At 37.7% G+C, this 19,662-nt stretch carries 18 protein-coding genes; 5 read left to right on the forward strand and 13 right to left on the reverse strand.

Features of this window, described 5'->3' with window-relative positions; translation table 11 throughout:
- Positions 1 to 60: 60 nt before the first annotated feature.
- Positions 61 to 567 carry a hypothetical protein gene (locus CW736_RS00375; protein ID WP_101012026.1) on the reverse strand — a complete coding sequence of 169 codons (507 nt, stop codon included), beginning with the start codon at positions 565 to 567 and terminating at the stop codon, positions 61 to 63.
- A gap of 288 nt (positions 568 to 855) precedes the next feature.
- On the opposite strand from CW736_RS00375, the gene rluF reads away from it, so the two are divergent.
- Positions 856 to 1,587 (forward strand): 23S rRNA pseudouridine(2604) synthase RluF, encoded by a 732-nt coding sequence (rluF, locus tag CW736_RS00380; RefSeq protein WP_101012027.1) that lies wholly within the window; start codon positions 856 to 858, stop codon positions 1,585 to 1,587.
- A gap of 5 nt (positions 1,588 to 1,592) precedes the next feature.
- Here the strand turns inward: rluF and CW736_RS00385 are convergent, their stop codons facing one another.
- The 4 genes from CW736_RS00385 to CW736_RS00400 are packed head-to-tail and all read right to left on the reverse strand — an operon-like array spanning position 1,593 to position 6,750.
- Positions 1,593 to 3,056, reverse strand: a complete 1,464-nt coding sequence (locus CW736_RS00385; RefSeq protein ID WP_101012028.1) for a TolC family protein — start codon at positions 3,054 to 3,056, stop codon at positions 1,593 to 1,595.
- Positions 3,043 to 4,401: an HlyD family secretion protein gene (locus CW736_RS00390; RefSeq protein ID WP_101012029.1), complete on the reverse strand. Its 1,359-nt coding sequence runs from the start codon at positions 4,399 to 4,401 to the stop codon at positions 3,043 to 3,045. Before CW736_RS00390 ends, CW736_RS00385 begins: the two co-directional genes overlap by 14 nt.
- 2 nt (positions 4,402 to 4,403) lie before the next feature.
- On the reverse strand, positions 4,404 to 6,077 hold the full coding sequence (locus CW736_RS00395) for a peptidase domain-containing ABC transporter (RefSeq protein ID WP_101012030.1): 1,674 nt from the start codon (positions 6,075 to 6,077) through the stop codon (positions 4,404 to 4,406).
- Positions 6,064 to 6,750, reverse strand: a complete 687-nt coding sequence (locus tag CW736_RS00400) for a TetR/AcrR family transcriptional regulator (protein WP_101012031.1) — start codon at positions 6,748 to 6,750, stop codon at positions 6,064 to 6,066. The genes CW736_RS00395 and CW736_RS00400 overlap by 14 nt, the downstream gene beginning before the upstream one ends.
- Before the next feature lie 304 nt (positions 6,751 to 7,054).
- Here CW736_RS00400 and CW736_RS00405 point away from each other — a divergent pair, with 304 nt between their 5' ends.
- Positions 7,055 to 7,732, forward strand: coding sequence for a M24 family metallopeptidase (locus CW736_RS00405; RefSeq protein ID WP_101012032.1), 678 nt, complete (start codon positions 7,055 to 7,057; stop codon positions 7,730 to 7,732).
- A gap of 94 nt (positions 7,733 to 7,826) precedes the next feature.
- Here the strand turns inward: CW736_RS00405 and CW736_RS00410 are convergent, their stop codons facing one another.
- The 7 genes from CW736_RS00410 to CW736_RS00440 all read right to left on the reverse strand — a co-directional run bounded on the left by CW736_RS00410 (position 7,827) and on the right by CW736_RS00440 (position 14,269).
- On the reverse strand, positions 7,827 to 8,108 hold the full coding sequence (locus tag CW736_RS00410; protein WP_101012033.1) for an ATP-dependent Clp protease adaptor ClpS: 282 nt from the start codon (positions 8,106 to 8,108) through the stop codon (positions 7,827 to 7,829).
- 53 nt (positions 8,109 to 8,161) lie between these two features.
- Positions 8,162 to 9,013, reverse strand: a complete 852-nt coding sequence (gene prmA, locus CW736_RS00415) for a 50S ribosomal protein L11 methyltransferase (protein WP_101012034.1) — start codon at positions 9,011 to 9,013, stop codon at positions 8,162 to 8,164.
- The gene (locus CW736_RS00420; RefSeq protein WP_101012035.1) at positions 9,003 to 9,587 is read right to left on the reverse strand and encodes a DUF1287 domain-containing protein; all 585 of its coding nucleotides are present in this window, start codon (positions 9,585 to 9,587) and stop codon (positions 9,003 to 9,005) included. Before CW736_RS00420 ends, prmA begins: the two co-directional genes overlap by 11 nt.
- Entirely contained in the window at positions 9,577 to 10,329 is a 753-nt protein-coding gene (tpiA, locus tag CW736_RS00425) for a triose-phosphate isomerase (RefSeq protein ID WP_101012036.1), read from the reverse strand. Before tpiA ends, CW736_RS00420 begins: the two co-directional genes overlap by 11 nt.
- 289 nt (positions 10,330 to 10,618) lie before the next feature.
- Complete coding sequence (locus CW736_RS00430) at positions 10,619 to 11,692, reverse strand: ABC transporter permease (RefSeq protein WP_101012037.1); 1,074 nt, start codon at positions 11,690 to 11,692, stop codon at positions 10,619 to 10,621.
- Positions 11,689 to 12,780: a BT_3928 family protein gene (locus CW736_RS00435; protein WP_101012038.1), complete on the reverse strand. Its 1,092-nt coding sequence runs from the start codon at positions 12,778 to 12,780 to the stop codon at positions 11,689 to 11,691. Before CW736_RS00435 ends, CW736_RS00430 begins: the two co-directional genes overlap by 4 nt.
- 556 nt (positions 12,781 to 13,336) lie before the next feature.
- Positions 13,337 to 14,269, reverse strand: coding sequence for a peptidylprolyl isomerase (locus CW736_RS00440; protein WP_101012039.1), 933 nt, complete (start codon positions 14,267 to 14,269; stop codon positions 13,337 to 13,339).
- 127 nt (positions 14,270 to 14,396) lie between these two features.
- Between CW736_RS00440 and CW736_RS00445 the strand changes: the two genes are divergently transcribed.
- Positions 14,397 to 15,077, forward strand: coding sequence for a hypothetical protein (locus CW736_RS00445; RefSeq protein WP_101012040.1), 681 nt, complete (start codon positions 14,397 to 14,399; stop codon positions 15,075 to 15,077).
- Positions 15,078 to 15,577: 500 nt separating this feature from the next.
- Here CW736_RS00445 and recQ read toward each other — a convergent pair whose 3' ends face one another.
- Positions 15,578 to 17,770: a DNA helicase RecQ gene (gene recQ / locus CW736_RS00450; protein WP_101012041.1), complete on the reverse strand. Its 2,193-nt coding sequence runs from the start codon at positions 17,768 to 17,770 to the stop codon at positions 15,578 to 15,580.
- Between the two features lie 85 nt (positions 17,771 to 17,855).
- Between recQ and CW736_RS00455 the strand changes: the two genes are divergently transcribed.
- Both CW736_RS00455 and tatC read left to right on the forward strand, forming a co-directional pair.
- Positions 17,856 to 18,824 carry an SIS domain-containing protein gene (locus CW736_RS00455; RefSeq protein WP_101012042.1) on the forward strand — a complete coding sequence of 323 codons (969 nt, stop codon included), beginning with the start codon at positions 17,856 to 17,858 and terminating at the stop codon, positions 18,822 to 18,824.
- Position 18,825: 1 nt separating this feature from the next.
- Complete coding sequence (gene tatC, locus CW736_RS00460) at positions 18,826 to 19,662, forward strand: twin-arginine translocase subunit TatC (RefSeq protein WP_101012043.1); 837 nt, start codon at positions 18,826 to 18,828, stop codon at positions 19,660 to 19,662.

Consider the following 19,662-nt stretch of genomic DNA (forward strand, 5'->3'; position numbering starts at 1 on the left):
CTAGTATCATTTTACTTTCTCGCTATGCTTATAGGTAGGCAGGATAGCAGCACTCTTTTTCTAAGAGTGTTGCCCAAAAGGATTTTGCGGATCATAACCCGGTTCAAATTGTGCCTTTACGTGAGGTTTATTTAAATCCAGAATGGTAAAAACACCTAGAAGAACTCCCAAGATACCGGTGATACAATTGATTATGGCGATGGCAAAAATAAAATTATAATTGCGTCGCTCCTTAATATATTTTCCAGCTAATAAAGTTAAAATACCAATGCTAACGGTAATTATAAATCCCACTGCTCCTATAATAATAAAAATATTCCCTGGATGAAATGGCATGTCCTGACCGTGATTCATAGATCCAAATGTCAAGGCAGTACCTACAAACATATAGAGTAAGAAGAATAACGAAAATAAAATCGTCAAGATTCCCTTTACCAAATGCAGGGTCGCAAAAGTGCTTAAATTATCAGTAGGCATATACTGGTAATAAGGCTGTTGGTATTGTTTTTGTTGCTGAGAAAAATCAGATGGGCGCTGTTGATTTTCCTGATTTTGATTCGTTTCCATAATGATAGTTATGATTATAGGTAGCCCAAAAATTCAATTAGTTACAAAGTGATCTCATTTAGTTACCAGCTCTTTTCAAAATCACAGATTTCTTTTTTAATAATTATCTTGATAAAATCACAAGGACATCTTTTAAAAGCATGCGGCCAAGGAGACGATTGAAGATTATGACCCCATTGCAATATGTTTATAATGAAAAGAAAAACATATAATTTATTAATCGTTTAGCATGCATAAAGTCTCCTATAGGGGAATGCATCATAAGGATCAAAATCCTACCTTTGCAATATGTCAGAAACTACTGGAATACGCATTAATAAATACTTAAGTGAACAAGGATTTTGTTCCCGCCGCGCTGCAGACAAACTCATTGAGCAAGAGCGTGTCACTATCAACGGGAAGGTTCCAGAAATGGGAACTAAAGTCATGCCCGATGATGCCGTGGCTGTAGATGGTGAATCTATTTCTAAGAAAAAAGAAAAACCGGTTTACATTGCCTTTAACAAACCAGTGGGTATTGTTTGTACCACAGATACCAGAGTAGAAAAAGACAATATTATCGAGTACATCAATTATCCAACGCGTATTTTCCCAATAGGAAGACTGGATAAGATGAGTGAAGGACTTATTTTCCTTACTAACGACGGTGATATCGTCAACAAAATCTTACGCTCTCGTAACAATCACGGTAAGGAGTACATTGTCACCGTAGACCGCAGTGTTACCGAAAGTTTTCTTCAAAAAATGCGCTCAGGAATCCCTATACTTGATACGGTAACTAAAGAATGTGAAGTAGAACAAATAGGTCGTAAAACCTTTAGAATAGTTCTTACACAAGGGCTTAACAGACAAATACGCCGCATGTGTGAGCACTTGGAATACCGAGTAACTAAGTTAAAACGCATACGTATTATGAATGTCTCTCTAGACGTACCACATGGTACTTACAGAGATTTAACTACAGAAGAACTCACGGAGTTGAATAGACTGACTAGTCAGAGTACAAAAAAATTAGACTAAAGATCTTATAAATTCTGTGGAACTAAGGCCAGACTGTTAAAAAGCCTTGCTTTAGAACTCAACAACTTCACTCCTACTTCTAGTTTTTTAAGACTTGCTTCTATCAACTTAGTTTCTCTAGCGTTGATCAAGAAAAGGGAGCTGTCTCCCAACTCAAATTTGCGTTCTTCGGCAGTGAGCATAAGCCTGGAATCTTGTTCTATCTCTTGAGTGATATTATTTTGTAGGAGATATGAATCGATCTCATTAAAAATAGTTTTCACCTTATTTTCTATGGCGAGCGAAGTCGCTAGTACATCATATTCTGCATCTTGTAATTTGATTTGTGCAAGTTTTAAATCCCCGCGTTCCTTTCTCAAAAACAAGGGCATAGAAAAGGATAAACCTGCTTTATAATTACTCAATTGGAGAGAATTACCAGTATCCCATTCTGGAGATATGGCATCATAACTGGCTTCTATTTTAGGCAATAACTTATTGCCTTTAAGTTGTCGTTCGACATCCAACTGGTCCATTTTAAGTCGCAATGCCAGTATTTTAGGGTGATTTTCTACCGTAAATAAATCTAGTGACTGTCCCATTATTTCTAAGGCTGCATCAATTTGGGAAATCAGATCCTTTTCTGGAATAACCGTTTCTTGTAATTCTACAGGAATGTCGTCCAACCATAAATAATTGGAAAGTTCCAATCTTTTTTTGATGAAATCAATCTTTGCTTGTTCAAATCCTAGCAATCTTTTCTTTACGGCAATACGAGCTTCTACAGAATCGATGACAGCTTTATCACCAGTTTCTACACTGCGCTTGATACCGTTAAGGCGTATCTGAGCATTTTTTAAAATTCCTTGAAACAGTTCTTTTTCTTGGGCTGCTTGCCACCATTCAAAATAGACTTCTGTGGCGTCATATAAAACGGCATTAACCAGTAAATCTCTTTCAGATTGTGTTTGCTGCCTGAACAATTTTGCTTTTCTCAAGGTGGCCATACGGTCATTGATCCACAATCCTTGACCTAATTGCACACTAACTCCCGCACTGTACAATCCATCTTCTGGAACATTGAGTGACGGATTTAGAAAGGCTCCTTCATTGCGCTCTGCTCCAGCTTTAAATTCCACACCATACCAAGTCGGAATCTTAAAAGCACCTCGCAACTCATCGTAATATTCAGTGCCTTTAAAATCTTTACGATCGTAATCTACTTCGATTTTTGGGTCAAAACCACCACGAGCTTTTAGCAATTGCGCTTGGCCTTGATCTACTAAAAGTCCCGCTTGCTTTACTACGGGGTGGAACTTTTTTACATAACCTAGAAATTCTCTCAAGCTCATTATTGTCGTGTCCTGAGATAAAGTTTGAGGGGTTTGTTGTTGGTCTTGCTTTCGCGAAAGCGGAACCGCCACTAAACTCATAGAAACTAAAAACATACATAGGATAACAGCATGTGAAAAGGTGTTACTTCTTCTCATTCTTATCTTTTTTAGTAGTTTCAGGCAAGTAGTAATTGGGCGGAAAACCATTAAGTCTACGCCATAATTCATACCAGATAGGCACATCTTCTAACAAAGCTATAGTACGAGCACCAGAACCTGGACGCAATGCATCTGGCCACGTATGATCTTTCTCGTCAGGAGCTAATAGTATGCGATACTTTCCCTTACTCTCGGTTATAAAAGTTTCTACCGCAATAACTTTTGCGCCATAAGTTCCATAAGACGCATTAGGCCATCCAGAGAAAACTATAGCTGGCCAACCGTCAAATTGTACCCGAACCTCTTCTCCTAAGTGAATCAATGGCAAGTCAATAGGCTCGACAAAGGTTTCTACCGCAAGATCATAATTTGCAGGCATGATGTTGATCAAAGGCTCGCCATCTTTAAAGGTCTCACCAATACCGCCTAAAATAGCTTTATTGATAAATCCGTCTTGTGGAGCGGTTACAAAATAGAGGTCATTCCTAATTTGATAATTGGTGCGATCTGTTTCTAGTTTACTGACTTGCGCTTCTACATCTAACTGACTGGATTGTGCTGAGAACTGATCGCCCTTTGCTTTTGCAATCTTTTCTGCATATTCTTGTCTGATGCGGTTCAACTCGATCTCTGAATTGATTAACTCATTTCTGCTTTGTAGTAGTTTTTGTTGTTGAGAAATAGCCTTTGCCATAGTCGTTCTTGCCTTCAGGTTTTTCTCTTCCACATCTGCCGTAGACTTAAAACCTTCTTTTTCTAAAGTTTCGGTACGTGTTAATTGTGTCTGAGCAATTTTCTCGTCATTTTTGGCCGCTTGAAGATCGATACTGTCTTGTACTATTTTGAGCTGGGACTGGATGAGTTTGTTTCTCGCCTGGCTTAGTTTTAATTCTCTTTCACCAGCAAGGGCCACTATTTGATTGTCTAAAGCTCCTATTTTTTCTCGATAAGATTCTACACTTGCCGCTTTTGCGTCAATTTGTTGACCGGTACGATTTACCAAGTTAGGATCAAAGTACTCACTTTTTACCTCGCTTATTTTCAATACCGTATCCCCTTTTGTCACCCGGTCCCCTTCTTTTACATACCATTCTACAATACGTCCTGCTATAGGAGATTGTAAGGTAAGTGGACGTTGATCTGGAGTTAAGGTGGTTACAAAACCATTCCCACTAATATTTTGAGTCCACGGCAAAAACATCAAAATAATAGCAAAGAGGGCAAATCCACCTAAAAATCTATTGAAATACTTATAATGCTTGCGTTTCAATACCTTTCTACCTGCATTGAAATTATTCAAATTAAGTTGATCTTTGAGCTCGTTTTTAGATATGTTAAGCATAATTATTGATCTAAAATTAATTTACCGTTGTGCAATGTTATTAACCTACTACAACGTTTTCTCCATTCCTTATTCTGACTAACTACAACTAGTGACCATCCATTAGAAGGATCTGTAAGAAACTCCATGATCCTAGTCGCTTCTTCTTCTTCAAACTGGTCCAACGGATCTTTTAAAATAAGCATTTTCGGATGTCTAACGATACTGCGGGCAAGGACGATTTTTTTTCCAACCGTATAGCTCAATTCTTTTCCTTCTGGAAAAATAACCGTATCCAATCCCATAGGTAGTTTTTTAAGATAATTAATCAGACCTACTTTTTCAAGGGACCAATAAATACGCTCATCGGCAATACTTTTATCTCCAAAGGTGATATTGTCCCTTAAGGTACCTTCAAAAGGTGTTTCTTCTGTTAAGGACTGACCTAAGTTTGCTCGGTAATAATTAAGGTCGAGACCTCTTAAATTTGAATTGTTTACATAAATACTTCCTTGAGTAGGCTCTATAATTCCAGCGATAAGTCGTAATAAAGTAGCTTTACCACTGCCGTTAGTACCATTTATAAGTATGGTACATGTTTCAGAAATTTTTAGTGAGATGTCATCTAATATAGGCCTTGTTCTTTCTGGAACTGTAAAAGTTACTTGATCGAGTTCTACATGAAAATTTTGTTCCTTATTAAAAGGATGCTCTCCTAATTGAGGTTCCAACTCTTTATCTACTACTTGGGCTAATTTCTCTAAGGAAGTTAATATATCGTAAAATGACTCTAAACCAGATATAATTTTCTCCACAGCTCCTATGATGATCAAAATAATAAGCTCTGCTGCTACAAATTGTCCAATATTCATTTCTTGACTCAGCACTAGCAATCCTCCTATAATGAGAAGTCCTGCCGTAATCAATACTTTAAAACCTATCAGTTGAATCCCTTGTGTAATCAGCACTTTAAAATGCTGCTCTCTATACTTCAAGTATTCCGACACTAACACATCGTTCTTATCCACGGCGTGATTTGTAATTCCAGAAAGTTTGAAACTGATGAGTGATCTCGCAATTTCTTGAAGCCAGTGCGCCACTTTATACTTGCTTTTAGACTCTAATAAACTGGTTTTCAAACCTTTTTCAGCAGTGTATTTGAACAGAAAAAAGGCTAAGGCCACTAATAACGCTCCATAAATAATAAAGAATGGGTGGTAGAACGACAAGAGTAATAAACCAAATATAATTTGTAAAATCGCTGTAGGGTAGTCTACTAGTAATTTAGATAAACTCTTTTGTATGGTAAGGGTATCAAAAAATCTATTAGCTAATTCTGGCGGATAAAAACCTCGCAAGGCACTCATCTTGATTTTTGGAAATCGGTAAGCAAAGTCAAAAGAAGACCTTGTAAATATCTTTTGTTGAATGTTCTCCGTAATTCTTATTTGCATAATTTGCAATACCCCACCAAAAGCCACACCTAAAGTAACTAATACTACTAATAGAATCCAGGAGGTGCTGATTTGGGCTCCTTGAATCAAGTTAATAATCGCCTGAATCCCTAAAGGCAAGGAAAGACCTACTAAACCGGCAAAAATGGCATAATAAAAGATCTGTCTAATATCTTTTTTGTCCAACTCGAGCATGCTGATGAGGCGCTGCCATGCGGTGAGTATATTTTTATTTTCTTTCATTTGATATAATAAGTTGATCTACGAGATTTAAAAAATAAGAGGTCGGTGATGTCGTACTATTACAATCTGTAATGGCTGCAAAATGATCTTTTAAAAAGTGTTGATGCAAGGCTCCTTGTATGATCATACTGCTTAAGGAGGAAGGGAAAGCATAAACAGGATTTACTTCTTTAATCATGTCCTTGAGCCTCAAAACCAATCGTTTATACACCGCAAAATAACCTTCTTTATTTTCGGTATCCACTTCTTTAGTTAAATAGGATTTGGAGTACTCTGCAATAATAATTTTATTTAATAGCACTTCATTTATATGACTGAAGTCAGAGTCTTGTGTCACTTCTTGAGTTAAAATCTCGATGGCTCTATTCAATTTATCTTTAGGAGAGGACAATGTCAACGTTTGAAGAACTAATTGATATTCCAGCCAGCTCCAATACCATGAAGTAAGGTAAAGTAATAGTTTATGTTTATTTTCAAAATACCTGTAAATAGAACTTTCATTAGATTTAATCGCAAGCCCAAGCTTTTTGAAGGTGAATTGTTCAAAGCCCAATTCATAAATCATCTCTATACTACAACTAAGGATGCGTTTGCCTAGGTCAGAACTCCCAGGGTCTTTGACGTATAATTTATCATTGATCTCTACTTTAAGATTTTTGAGAAGTGTTTGCATTGCGTTTTATTAAGACGCAAATATAATAGTATTACTATTAATATATGATATTGATAGTTTTAATTAACAATATATTTTTTAATATACAACCACCCTAAATCAATTATTTTACAATAAACAGGAACGTATTATCAAGATTGAGGACTAACTACTCCTTTGAAACTCTAAAAGTGTTAAACTAACCCGTTATTAAATATGACTGCTTTACTCTACTGATCATAGCTGCTGCTATGGAACAAGAAATAGCTTACATATAAACACAAGAACATATTGTCAATTCCTTCTTGAATAGTATTTTTACCTGATGACTATTATCTTAGAAGAACTTCAAAAAGCAGAAGAAAAAGCCGCATTGTTATTTCGAGAAATTGAAAAAAGACAGCTCATACAAACCGGCAGGACAGAAAAAGAGATCAACACAAACATCTTTGAACTGGCTGATGAATTATTTGGTATTCAAAAATACTGGCACAAACGTATTGTAAGGGCTGGAGAAAACACACTACATCCTTATGATGAGAATCCGCCGGACTTAGTTATTAAAGAAGATGATATTGTTTTTATAGACTTCGGCCCTATCCTTGAACACTGGGAGGCAGACTATGGTAGAACTTACGTTATTGGATCTGATCCTTATAAAAAACAACTGGCTGAAGATTCAGAAAAGCTATGGTTGATGGCTAATGAGCACTTTAAAAACAACCCTACAATTACTGGCGCACAGTTATACACCTTTTGTGTCGAGCTAGCTGAAGGTCATGACTGGGAATTTGGTGGTCCTATAGCTGGTCATTTGATAGGTCACTTTCCTCATGAAAAATTAGAAACAGAAGTAAAAACAAATTACATACATCCAGAAAATCATACTCCTATGAATGAGACAGATGCTCAAGGAGAGGAGCGTCATTGGATTATAGAAATTCACTTGGTGGACAGGCAAAAAAAGATAGGCGCCTTTTTTGAGCAACTCGCTGGCTTTTAAAGCTTAGTTAAAAATTCCTTATACCCAAAATGCCTACTTAGAGCAGGCATTTATGTTTTATCCATAATGGAATAAAAAGGGGAAAGCAAAATCTCTATTGAATCTCAGCGGTTAATCCAGCTTCTAATAAAGCGGTGCAACGCGGCTCTAAATCATCGTAATCTCCTGACTTCACATTACATTTTCCTTTATAGTGAACTATAAGAGAACATTGCTCTGCTTGTATAGGTGTGTGATCACATGCTGCCACCAGCATATCTATGACGTGATCAAATGTGTTTACTTCATCATTAAAAAGGACAATTTTATTTTCCTTTTGCTCCAAGACTTCCATTTCCAATTCTGGAAGTACTTGTTCTTGTGTGCTCCATTTCATAGGTTTAAATTTAAAACAAATCCATTTAAAAAAAATCAACTATAACGTTAAAGTTATCCTTTCAACATCTTAGCAGCTATCCAATTATCTTTCTTGAGATGTGAGTCGTAAACAATACCACACTCATTACACTTGTTTTTGATGTGTTCTAAATCATCTTCGTAAAAACCACTGAAAAGTATCGTGCCACCACTTTTTAAACTTTTAGCATATACTGGTATATCTTGAAGTAATATATTTCTGTTGATATTTGCAATGATAAAGTCATAAGATTTTCCTGCCAGCTGCTCTGCTCCTCCTAAGATGACGTTTACCTTATCCATTTTATTGCGCTCTACATTCTCCTGTGCATTTTCATAACACCAAGTATCAATATCTATAGCGTCCACTGCCGCAGCGCCTCGCATTTGAGCTAGAATACCTAACACTCCGGTACCGCTACCCATATCCAGTACATCCAGACCTGCAACATTTTCTTCTAATAAATGCTGGATCATCATGTGCGTGGTCTGATGGTGTCCTGTACCAAAACTCATCTTTGGCTCTATAACAATATCAAATTCGACACCGCTGGCCTTATGAAATGGTGCGCGTACTTCACATCGGTTATTCACTGTAATGGGATCAAAATTCTTTTCCCATTCTTCATTCCAATTGGTTGCTGGCATATCCGCTTTCGCGAAAGCGATATCACATAAGTCATTATCCATAAGATCTACTGTATCGAGTATATGCTCACTATCCAGAGATTGTAACACATAGGCCTTGATCCCATCTTCTGTATCTATAAAACTCTCAAAACCTACCTCGCCCAGTTGTGCCATCAGCACATCATTCCAAGGTTGTTGTGGGGTTAGTTTAAAACTGTATTCCACATAAATTTGATCGGTTGTACTATTTTCCATATCGGTAATGTCCTGTAATATTAAAATGAAATAGGCAATCTTCTAGGACTTGTCCAGCGCCTATATTATGCACCATTAAATAGCGTTTTTGGTCTTTTGATTTTGTTTTGGAAACCACCCCTATATGCGTCAGTCCGTTGCTCAACTCCCAGCTTACCACATCACCAGGTAGGTAATCTATAGCCTGCTGACTTAGAACTAGACTCGTTCCTTTACTGGTGAAAAAAGTACGCAAATTAGGTACCCTTCTGTGATCGATATTGGTATCTGTTTTCTTCAATCCCCATTTTTGCGGATATTTAGAGAAATGAGCTTTCATATCCTCATGAACTTCCTTCTGCAAGTCGATTCCAAGCTTCCTGTAGGTTCTAATGATTACATCTGTACAAACCCCATAAGGTTTTGGAACATCTCCATTAGGATAGGGAATATTAAAATAGCTGCCGTTATAAATCACCTGATCTTTAGTCAACTCTTCAGCCGCGGCAGCTACTTCTATACCATACTCCGTCTGACCTACTACTAGTGAGCTTATGGTCAGGAATAGGAGTGAAAATAAGTTTTTAAAATGCATTCGCAATATCGAGGAAGGATTGTGCGTCTAGTGACGCGCCACCTACAAGACCTCCATCTACATCTGGTTTTGCAAAAATCTCTGCAGCATTTGCAGGTTTTACGCTACCACCGTAAAGGATACTGGTGTTGTTTGCGGTTTCCTTTCCAAATTTTGATTCTATAAAAGAACGCAAATGTGCATGCATTTCTTGTGCTTGTTCTGGACTTGCGGTTTCTCCAGTACCTATTGCCCATACTGGCTCATAAGCAACAACCACCTTTTCCATTTGCTTTGAAGTAAGGCCAAAAAGTCCTTTTTCAATTTGTTGAGTAACCGTTTCAAAGTGGTTACCAGCTTTGCGTTGTTCTAAGTGTTCTCCACAACAAAAGATCACTCGCATGCCTTTTTCAAGAGCCGTTATAGTTTTGGCAGCGATTAGTTCGTCCGTTTCTCCATAAATATCTCTGCGCTCCGAGTGACCTATAATCACTGTTTTAATTCCTATGCTATCTAACATATCTACAGAAACCTCTCCTGTATAAGCGCCATTTAGAGCTTCACATACGTTTTGCGCCACTACTTCTATTACTGTATCGGTCGTACTATTAAATGCATGGTATAAGAATGGGTGCGATGGAGCGATCATCAATTCGCAATTAACATCCTTTAAAAGACCTTTTTTTAAATCATTAATGAGGTCTGTTGTTTGCGGTAAATCGCAGTTCATTTTCCAGTTTCCAGCTACTATATTTTTTCTCATGGTATTTTTTTTTGGTAATTATCAATTGAAGGATAATTTCAAAATTGCCGTTTTTATTATTATTGTGCAAATGAATGCAAAGGTATTGACTTTTAAATAGCAAAAAACGATTGCGCTGGCAGCTTGAGAAACGGACTGAGGTCTCCTTATTTTATTCCCTAGATCTATATTCTTGTCTGCCGCTCCAGCTTAGATGTCTGCTCTTACTTATATATCAACTCTTTTCCTCTCTCGATATTCCTCTCCTCTTCGATACTCGGTATTCTAACAGCATCCCGCATCCTTATAGCTATTCCAGCTTCACACGTGGATCCAGCCATACATAGAGCAAGTCCACCAGAATATTGATAAGGATAAACAAGGTAGCAATAACGAGAACCGCTCCTGTAATGACCGGTAAATCTTGGGTATTTAAAGCCTCTACGATTTCCTTTCCTATTCCGTTCCAATTGAAAATATATTCTACAAACACAGCTCCAGCAAGTAAACTCGCAAACCAACCGCTTACCGCAGTTATTACTGGGTTCAGTGCATTTTTAAACGCATGTCTTTTGATCACTTGTAATGTAGTCAGTCCTTTGGCATAAGCTGTAGTAATGTATTCTTGCCCCATGACTTCCAACAGGCTGTTTCTCATAAGTTGAGAAATAACGGCTAGCGGTCGTATTCCAAGTACTATTGCGGGCAAAATCAAATTGCGCCATTGCAATTGCATTCCTTCTCCATAATCATCCATTTCATATAAACTACCACTCATCTTCAATCCGGTATATTCATGCAACACATAGCCAAAAATAAACGCAAAAATGATGGCGCTAAAAAAACTAGGAATACTCATTCCCATCGTACTTACCAGTTGAATGACTTGATCGATCCAGCTATTTTTATACAAAGCTGAAATCACCCCTAAAACCAATCCCAAAACCAATGCAATACTAATTGCTGCTAGGGCTAAAATCATGGTGTTGGGCAAGGTTTCTCCTATGATATAGCTTACTTTTTTACCCGTTTTTTGAAAGGATTCTCGCAGGTATGGCCATTTGATATAAGTAGCTGTTGTCCCTATTGTAATGAGTTTTATACCCGTGTACTGCCCATCGTCGTAGGTGAAATCAGACGCCTGCTTACTGTGAAAAGATACAGGTGATAAATCATTGAGGAAATACAAATACTGAGTTCCTATCGTTTGATCCAAACCGTATTTAGCTCTCACATTTGCCAGTTGCTCTTCTGACTCATTTTGCCCCAGCATCATTTGGGCTGGATCTCCTGGTAAAAGGTAGAATAAAAGAAAAATTACGGTAACCACTCCATATAATGTCAGTATCGCATAGCCTATTTTTTTAAGCACATAGCTTATCATAAAGCCAGTTGCTCAAAATCATTCCAATGCGACTTAGCAGTAATCACCCCTTTATTAATCGTCATTATAGATGGTGTAGATCGTACAGCAGTTTTGATTTGAGTTCCATCTGTAGTGTAAAATGGGATCTCCACACTATTTGCTTCTAGTAAAGGTTGCAATTGATCTATAGGATTTGCACTCAGACCTATCACCTCATAACCGGCTTTCTGCGCTCTTTGTATAAAAGCAGCCAACTTTTGCATACCGCCGTCTTCAGCTTTGGTCATATCGTAAATCATGACAAAGGCTACTTTTTCTTTATCTAAGATTTCTTGAGTGTAATCTTCGCCATCTGTTTCTATAGAAAAATCATGAATTTCAGGAAGTGCTGCCTCTTGAATAACACGTGTTTCCACTTTATCATAACCTGGACGACCTTCTGGAGGCAAACCATCTGTAGTAATTATTTCTTCTTTCCCATCAACTGTATAATACCAGTCGTACCCATAAATAGCAGGATGATTAGGATCTTCCTTCATCGCCTCTTCTATATCGACCCCTGTTTTATAGGCTCTAAAATCAAGAATAGGTAAGTGCATCAACACGTAATAGGCGATGATAAAACAAATGACCGTAGCTACGAGAATAATGATGGAGGATTTTGCTTTCGCGAAAGCGGAACCTATTTTATCCATATTAAAAAACAAAACCAATATCATCACTAATAGCACCACGTCTTTGTAAAAAGATTGCCAAGGTGTTAAAGGAATAGCATCACCAAAGCAACCACAATCCGTCACTTTATCAAAATATGCAGAATAGAAAGTTAAAAATGTAAAGAAAACAATCATGAGCAATATGGACCAGATCGTAAATTTTTTCTGAAAACCAAGGAGAAGCATGATCCCTAAGACCACTTCAAAAATGACAACAAAAATAGCCATAGGAAGTGCAAACGGTTGTAAAAACTCCAGTCCTAAGACGGCAGCACTGAAATATTCATCCAATTTATAAGAGAAGCCTAACGGATCATTTAACTTAATTAAACCACTAAATATGAATAATATACCGACAAACCATCGGCAAAAAGGAACTAATGCTTTCATGCTTTTTTATTTAAAGGGTAAATATAGGAATTAGGTGCGAATTTGTGAGCCTTTGAGTTGGGGAAGATGGAAGATAGAGGATAGAGGATGGAAGAGGTATGAGGGATGAGGGATGAGGGATGAGGGATGAGGGATGAGGGATGAGGGATGAGGGATGAGGGATGAGGGATGAGGGATGAGGGATGAGGGATGAGGGATGAGGGATGAGGGAAAATTATTTTTTATAGCTTCTTGACCTGGTCTTACTGCGCAAACTTGTCAACATTTTTTGAATGACGGTCACTTCTTTTCTGACAAGATCTCTTGGAGGAATTTCTTTTACTTAAGAATCTGCGGTCGCTGCAACAACCATTGCTTTTTAATAAACAATAAGATCTTCCAATTTAAAATGATCATTACTTTACGTTTAACAAAGACACCTCTTTTTCTCTCGGCTAAAGGCTATGAATTCTATAGTTCCTCCTACTCCACATGCCACATGCCACATGCCACAAAATAAGAAAAGCTCCATTCTCTAACAGAGAACAGAGCTTTTTAAATATCAATAAACAACTAATTACTTTACAGCAACGAGTTCTACATCAAACACTAATGTTGCATTTGGTGGAATAACGCCACCTGCTCCAGCACTTCCATAAGCCATGTCAGATGGTACCACTAGACGAGCTTTGTCTCCTACTTTTAAAAGTTGGATCCCTTCATCCCATCCTGCGATGACCTGCCCCATTCCTAGAGCAAAATCTATAGGCTGCTTGCGGTCATAACTAGAGTCAAACACTTTACCGTTAGGCAACATTCCTTTGTAATGAACGCTAACCGTTTTTCCTTTTTCAGCCTGCACACCATCACCTTGATTGATGATTTTATAACGCAAACCGCTTTCTGTTTTATCAAAACCCATAGCGATCTCATCGATCTCTTGGTCTGCTTGTTTTCTAGCCTGCTCTTTGCGATTTTTTACAGCTCCTTCCAACTGACGAAATTCTTCCACAGCGTTGAATGCTTTTGCCGCATCACCTTCTCTTAAGATAGTAAGTTTTTTGATTTCGTCACCTTGAGCGATGGCATCAACCACATCTTGTCCTTCTATTACTTTACCAAAGACCGTGTGCTTATCATCCAACCATGGCGTAGCTATATGAGTAATAAAAAACTGAGAACCATTTGTTGCAGGTCCTGCATTTGCCATACTCAATACTCCAGGACCCTCATGACGTAATTCTGGATGGAACTCATCATCAAAATTATAACCTGGCCCGCCAGAACCAGTTCCTTGTGGGTCTCCACCTTGCACCATAAAATCTGGGATTACTCGGTGAAATTTTAAACCGTCATAATAAGGTGTCCCTTGTTCTTTGGCTTTGTTCTCTAAGTTCCCTTCAGCGAGTGCGATAAAATTTCCTACCGTTCCAGGTGTTTTGTCGTGATGTAGTTGTACGAGGATCTCTCCTTTAGTAGTATCAAATTTTGCGTAGATTCCTTCTTGCATTGTTGTTTTTTTTTAATGCTACAAAGGTAATTCTTTAGAATTCAGTCTTCAGAATGCTGGTATAGTTTTTTTTACTTCTTATATTGGTTGTTTTTATTTTAAAAAACCAACCCATAAAAACCAATCAATGACCAGAGCAGAACACCTCACCTTTTGTGAAAAATGTACGCATCGTAAAAAAGATTTTCAACAAGGCATCCTATGTGGTTTAACAGATAGAAAAGCTGATTTTGAAGTCTCCTGTAATGATTTTATTAAAAATGAAACTGTACCCCAAACGGTCAATTTAGACAAAGATGGTACTGTGAATCTTCACAGACTTTCAGCAGCGACAAATGAAAAATTACGCGAGGAGCAAAATCTAGCTGGAGGAATTTTTGCAGGAATAGGTATAGGAGTTGTAGGCGCTGTTATATGGGCAGTGATTACTGTTGTTACAGAATACCAAATAGCCTTTATGGCTATAGGAATTGGTTTTATAGTAGGGCATGCCGTACGCTTGGGTGGTAAAGGAGTCGATATGATTTTTGGGATTATTGGTGCTACGATTGCTATTCTTAGCTGTTTTTTAGGTAATTTCTTAAGTACGATTGGTTTTATAGCCAATTATAATGAAATAGGTTATCTAGATGCCTTTTTAAACTTTGATTACTCCCTGTTTATTCCAATGATGAAAGAAACATTTGGTTTTATGGACGTATTATTTTACGGTTTTGCAGGTTATGAAGGTTTTAAATTGGCTTTTAGAGTAATTACTAATGAAGAAGATATTACTAAACTAGAAGAAGGAAGTTACAATAATCCATAAATCCGGTTGAATTATCTGACGCTATTCACATAAAAACCCACCAAGACTTTTATCTCAAGAGGTATCCTTACTCATTCATTTATGAAATTTTATTGTTGAACTAACTTGCGTTTAAAGTAAATTGAGTTATTTCTGTATGGGTATCCCGCCTAGTCTATCAGGTTTTTGGAGGGCCCTTGTTCAACTACTTTCAAGAGCCGCGCCATGAACTAGATGCTTTGGAACTCCGTAAATCAACTCCTGGTGTAAGCTGTCGATTTACTGTGTTTTATTCTCGCTTTCGCGAAAGCGGAATTCTCACACCAACCTCAAAAGAAATAAACAACACCTGATTTTACACTTCTTAGAATTTTAATTTAAGAAATAAGCAACCCACAAAAGAGGTCAAAAGACCATTGCAGTTTTAAAATTATATATGATGATGGTATAAAAAAATCCCAACAGGAATCTTCCTATTGGGATTTTTACTCTCCTGATGTATTCCAATCAGGTCTTAATACTTAATTAGCTACTTCACTGATAAACTTCAATCTGTAGAGGCGCAGTTCTTCTTCTTCATAATCCCCTTCAAATTCTTCTACTGCGGCATCTATTTTATCAGATTCTGATTCTATAAAATACTCATGTAGTTCTTCTTGCTGGTCTTCATCCAGTATTTCATCAATCCAATAACCTACATTTAATTTGGTACCGCTATAAACGATACTTTCTAATTCACCGATCAAATTATTCATGTCCATGCCTTTTGCACTTGCCATGTCGTCAAAGTTCAGCTTGCGGTCTATACTCGTAATGAAGTACATTTTATTTCCAGATTTTGCTCCCGTACTTTTGATGATCAAATCATCTGGTCTAAGGATATCATTATCTGTTACGTAGGTCGAAATCAATTCTACAAATGACTTTCCATACTTTTTTGCTTTTCCTTCTCCTACTCCGTGGATATTTGCCATTTCTTCCATAGTGATGGGATACTTAGTGGCCATATCTTCTATGGAAGGATCTTGAAAAACCACATATGGAGGCACGTTCTTTTGAGACGCCACCTTTTTGCGTAAATCCTTTAAGAACTTCACCAGTTGCGTGTCTATTGCGCCACCTTTAAAAGCTCCTACAATTTGGTCAGAAGATTGATGGTAGGTATGATCGTCACTCATCATAAATGTCTTTCCAGTGATTACAAATTCACGACCTGCATCCAGCACTTTAAGGGTGCCATAGGTTTCTATATCTTTTTTGATCAAACGTGCGACCAATACCTGACGTATCAGAGCCGTCCAAAATGCTTTTTCTTTATTCTGACCACTTCCGAAATAGTCGTGTTGATCTAACTTGTGGCTAGAAATCATCGCATTATTTTTACCCATAAGGATATTGACAATGTCTTTAGATTTATATCGCTCCCCTGCTGCGCCTATCAATTGAATCAGTTTTTTTACTTCTTCTACGGCTTCTTTTTGAGGTTTTGGATTGCGCATATTATCATCCATATCACCACCAGCTCCTGTAGCCGGATCAAACTGCTCCCCAAAATAATGCAAGATGTACTGTCTGCGGCTCATGCTCGTTTCTGAGTAACCTACCATTTCTTGTAAGAGTGCATGACCTATTTCTTGCTCTGCAATAGGTTTTCCAGACATGAATTTTTCTAATTTCTCAATGTCTTTATAAGCGTAATAAGCAAGGCAATGCCCTTCTCCGCCGTCACGTCCTGCACGACCCGTTTCTTGATAATAAGATTCGATACTTTTAGGAATATCATGATGAATCACAAACCGCACATCTGGCTTATCGATTCCCATACCAAAGGCTATGGTAGCTACCACCACATCAGTATCTTCCATTAAGAACATATCTTGATGCAGTACTCTTGTTTTGGCATCCAGTCCTGCATGGTAAGGAACTGCTTTGATCCCATTTACTTGTAATACCTGAGCCAGCGCTTCCACACGCTTGCGAGACAAACAGTAAACAATACCAGATTTTCCGTCATTTTGTTTTATAAAACGAGTAATATCAGCATCTACTGTTTCTGTTTTAGGGCGCACCTCATAATAAAGATTGGGCCTATTAAAGGAAGCTTGAAAAGTAGTGGCGTTGGTAATTTGTAAATTCTTAAGAATATCCTCTTGCACCTTAGGAGTCGCTGTAGCTGTCAATCCTATAATAGGAATATCGGATCCTATACGATCGATGATCCTGCGCAAGTTTCTGTATTCTGGACGGAAATCGTGTCCCCATTCACTAATACAATGTGCTTCATCTACGGCTAGAAATGATATTTTATGCTGCTTTAAGAAATCCACATATTCTTCTTTGGTCAGTGATTCTGGAGCCACATAAAGCAACTTAGTAATCCCACTAGCAATGTCATCTTTTACTTGCTGTACATCTCCTTTAGAAAGAGAGGAGTTGAGTACATGCGCTACGCCGTCATGATCGGAAATGCCACGTATGGCATCGACCTGATTTTTCATCAATGCAATTAGTGGAGAAACAACAATAGCTGTTCCTTCCTGCATCAAAGCTGGTAATTGGTAACACAGTGACTTCCCACCGCCCGTAGGCATAATGACAAAACAATCTTCTTTATTAAGTAGTGCTGTGATGACCTTTTTTTGCAATCCTCTAAATTGCCCGAATCCAAAATATTTCTTTAGATTTTCTTCTAATCCTATTTGCGTATCTGCCATGCGGCTGCTGCGTTTTGTTTATCTTTGTAAGCTAAATTTACGATATAATTTGCTTATCACAAATTATAGATATAACTAATCATTTTTGGAAGAAGAAAATAAAGTTTTAGAAGTTGCGAGAAGAACTATTCGCATTGAAGCACAGGCTATTACAGATCTTGTGGATGGTATTGATTCCGCTTTCGCGAAAGCGGTAGTGCATATACACCACTCAAAAGGCAGAGTTATTATCACTGGAATAGGCAAAAGTGCGATCATAGCCCAGAAAATAGTGGCTACTATGAACTCCACAGGCACCCCTGCGATTTTTATGCATGCCGCCGACGCTATTCACGGCGATTTAGGAATCGTACAAACCAATGATGTGGTGATCTGTATTTCAAAAAGTGGAAATACTCCAGAAATAAAAGTCCTGGTGCCATTGATCAAGAATTTCAATAATAAATTGATTGCGATCACAAGTGAAAGAGAATCCTTTTTAGGGAAAGAAGCAGACTATGTTCTTCATGCAGCGATCAAAGAAGAAGCTTGCCCTAATGGCCTGGCTCCTACCACCAGCACTACTGTTCAACTGGTTATAGGTGATGCGCTTGCGGTAAGTTTACTAGAATTAAAAGGCTTTACCGATAAAGATTTTGCGAGGTACCACCCAGGTGGCGCCTTAGGTAAAAAATTATACTTGCGTGTTCAAGACATCAGCGAGAAAAACAACAAACCAGAAGTACAAGCCACTACCTCTTTAAGAGATGTGATTGTGAATATTACAGAAAATATGCTGGGAATGACAGTAGTGACTGATCATCATCAAGCTATAGGAATTATTACTGATGGTGATTTAAGACGCATGCTTTCCAGCGGTAAAAATATCGATGATCTAGTGGCAAGAGATATTATGAGCAGCCATCCTAAAACTATCACAGCCGATTCTATGGCGGTACAAGCTCGAGAATTGATGGAAGAAAAAAACATCTCTCAATTGATTGCCGTGGATGAAAAGGATTGTTATGCTGGAGTGGTTCATATTCATGATTTAATAAGAGAGGGAATCGTATAACATGGCTCGTAAAAAAGTAGACCCTAATAAGATGTCATTCCTGGACCACGTAGAAGAATTGCGTTGGTCGTTGATACGTTCTATAGTTGGAATTTTAATAGGTGCTGTAATTGCAGGTGTTTTTACAGACTTCATTTTTGACGTTATCATTTTTGGACCGAAGAGAGGTACTTTTATCACCTATGAATTCTTTTGTGACTTTGGGAAGTATTTCGGAATTGTAAGTGATTTTTGCAATCCAGATTTTAATTTCAAAGTCCAATCTAGAGAGATGTCTGATGAGTTTTCTACTCATATTTGGACCTCCATTTTAGTAGGTTTTGTAGTTGCTTTTCCATGGGTATTGTATCAAGTATGGAGGTTTATATCACCAGGTTTAAAATCGACAGAAAAAAAGTACAGCAGCGGTTTTATCATTGTATGTTCTCTGTTATTTTTTATTGGGGTAACCTTTGGGTATTTTGTTATTGCTCCTTTATCGGTTCACTTTATGATGACGTATAACTTAAGTCCAGAAATATCGACAGAACCTAGTTTATCCAGTTATATAGGCTATATCAGAGCCTCCATTTTAGCTTCTGGATTGCTTTTTGAATTGCCTGTCATCATCTATTTCTTGACTAAAATAGGTCTTGCTACACCAGAAGGACTAAGAAAAAACAGGAAGTTTGCCTTAGTCATCGTACTGATTGTAGCCGCCGTTATCACACCGCCAGATATTGCTAGTCAAATAATAGTTGCTATACCTGTGTTAATTTTATACGAAGTGAGTATTTTCATCTCTAAATTTGTCCTTTACCGACAGAAAAGAAGAAAAAGAAAATTAGCTAAGTTATAA

Source organism: Nonlabens sp. MB-3u-79, assembly GCF_002831625.1.
Lineage (GTDB): Bacteria > Bacteroidota > Bacteroidia > Flavobacteriales > Flavobacteriaceae > Nonlabens.

Excerpts from the sequence above, each read along its gene's own strand:
- CW736_RS00395 (WP_101012030.1), bottom strand. The coding sequence starts at position 6,077 with ATGAAAGAAAATAAAAATATACTCACCGCATGGCAGCGCCTCATCAGC.
- CW736_RS00375 (WP_101012026.1), bottom strand. The coding sequence starts at position 567 with ATGGAAACGAATCAAAATCAGGAAAATCAACAGCGCCCATCTGATTTT.
- recQ (WP_101012041.1), bottom strand. The coding sequence starts at position 17,770 with ATGGCAGATACGCAAATAGGATTAGAAGAAAATCTAAAGAAATATTTT.
- rluF (WP_101012027.1), top strand. The coding sequence starts at position 856 with ATGTCAGAAACTACTGGAATACGCATTAATAAATACTTAAGTGAACAA.
- CW736_RS00420 (WP_101012035.1), bottom strand. The coding sequence starts at position 9,587 with ATGCATTTTAAAAACTTATTTTCACTCCTATTCCTGACCATAAGCTCA.
- CW736_RS00435 (WP_101012038.1), bottom strand. The coding sequence starts at position 12,780 with ATGAAAGCATTAGTTCCTTTTTGCCGATGGTTTGTCGGTATATTATTC.
- CW736_RS00405 (WP_101012032.1), top strand. The coding sequence starts at position 7,055 with ATGACTATTATCTTAGAAGAACTTCAAAAAGCAGAAGAAAAAGCCGCA.
- tatC (WP_101012043.1), top strand. The coding sequence starts at position 18,826 with ATGGCTCGTAAAAAAGTAGACCCTAATAAGATGTCATTCCTGGACCAC.
- CW736_RS00410 (WP_101012033.1), bottom strand. The coding sequence starts at position 8,108 with ATGAAATGGAGCACACAAGAACAAGTACTTCCAGAATTGGAAATGGAA.
- tpiA (WP_101012036.1), bottom strand. The coding sequence starts at position 10,329 with ATGAGAAAAAATATAGTAGCTGGAAACTGGAAAATGAACTGCGATTTA.
- CW736_RS00445 (WP_101012040.1), top strand. The coding sequence starts at position 14,397 with ATGACCAGAGCAGAACACCTCACCTTTTGTGAAAAATGTACGCATCGT.
- CW736_RS00430 (WP_101012037.1), bottom strand. The coding sequence starts at position 11,692 with ATGATAAGCTATGTGCTTAAAAAAATAGGCTATGCGATACTGACATTA.
- CW736_RS00385 (WP_101012028.1), bottom strand. The coding sequence starts at position 3,056 with ATGAGAAGAAGTAACACCTTTTCACATGCTGTTATCCTATGTATGTTT.
- CW736_RS00400 (WP_101012031.1), bottom strand. The coding sequence starts at position 6,750 with ATGCAAACACTTCTCAAAAATCTTAAAGTAGAGATCAATGATAAATTA.
- CW736_RS00440 (WP_101012039.1), bottom strand. The coding sequence starts at position 14,269 with ATGCAAGAAGGAATCTACGCAAAATTTGATACTACTAAAGGAGAGATC.
- prmA (WP_101012034.1), bottom strand. The coding sequence starts at position 9,013 with ATGGAAAATAGTACAACCGATCAAATTTATGTGGAATACAGTTTTAAA.
- CW736_RS00390 (WP_101012029.1), bottom strand. The coding sequence starts at position 4,401 with ATGCTTAACATATCTAAAAACGAGCTCAAAGATCAACTTAATTTGAAT.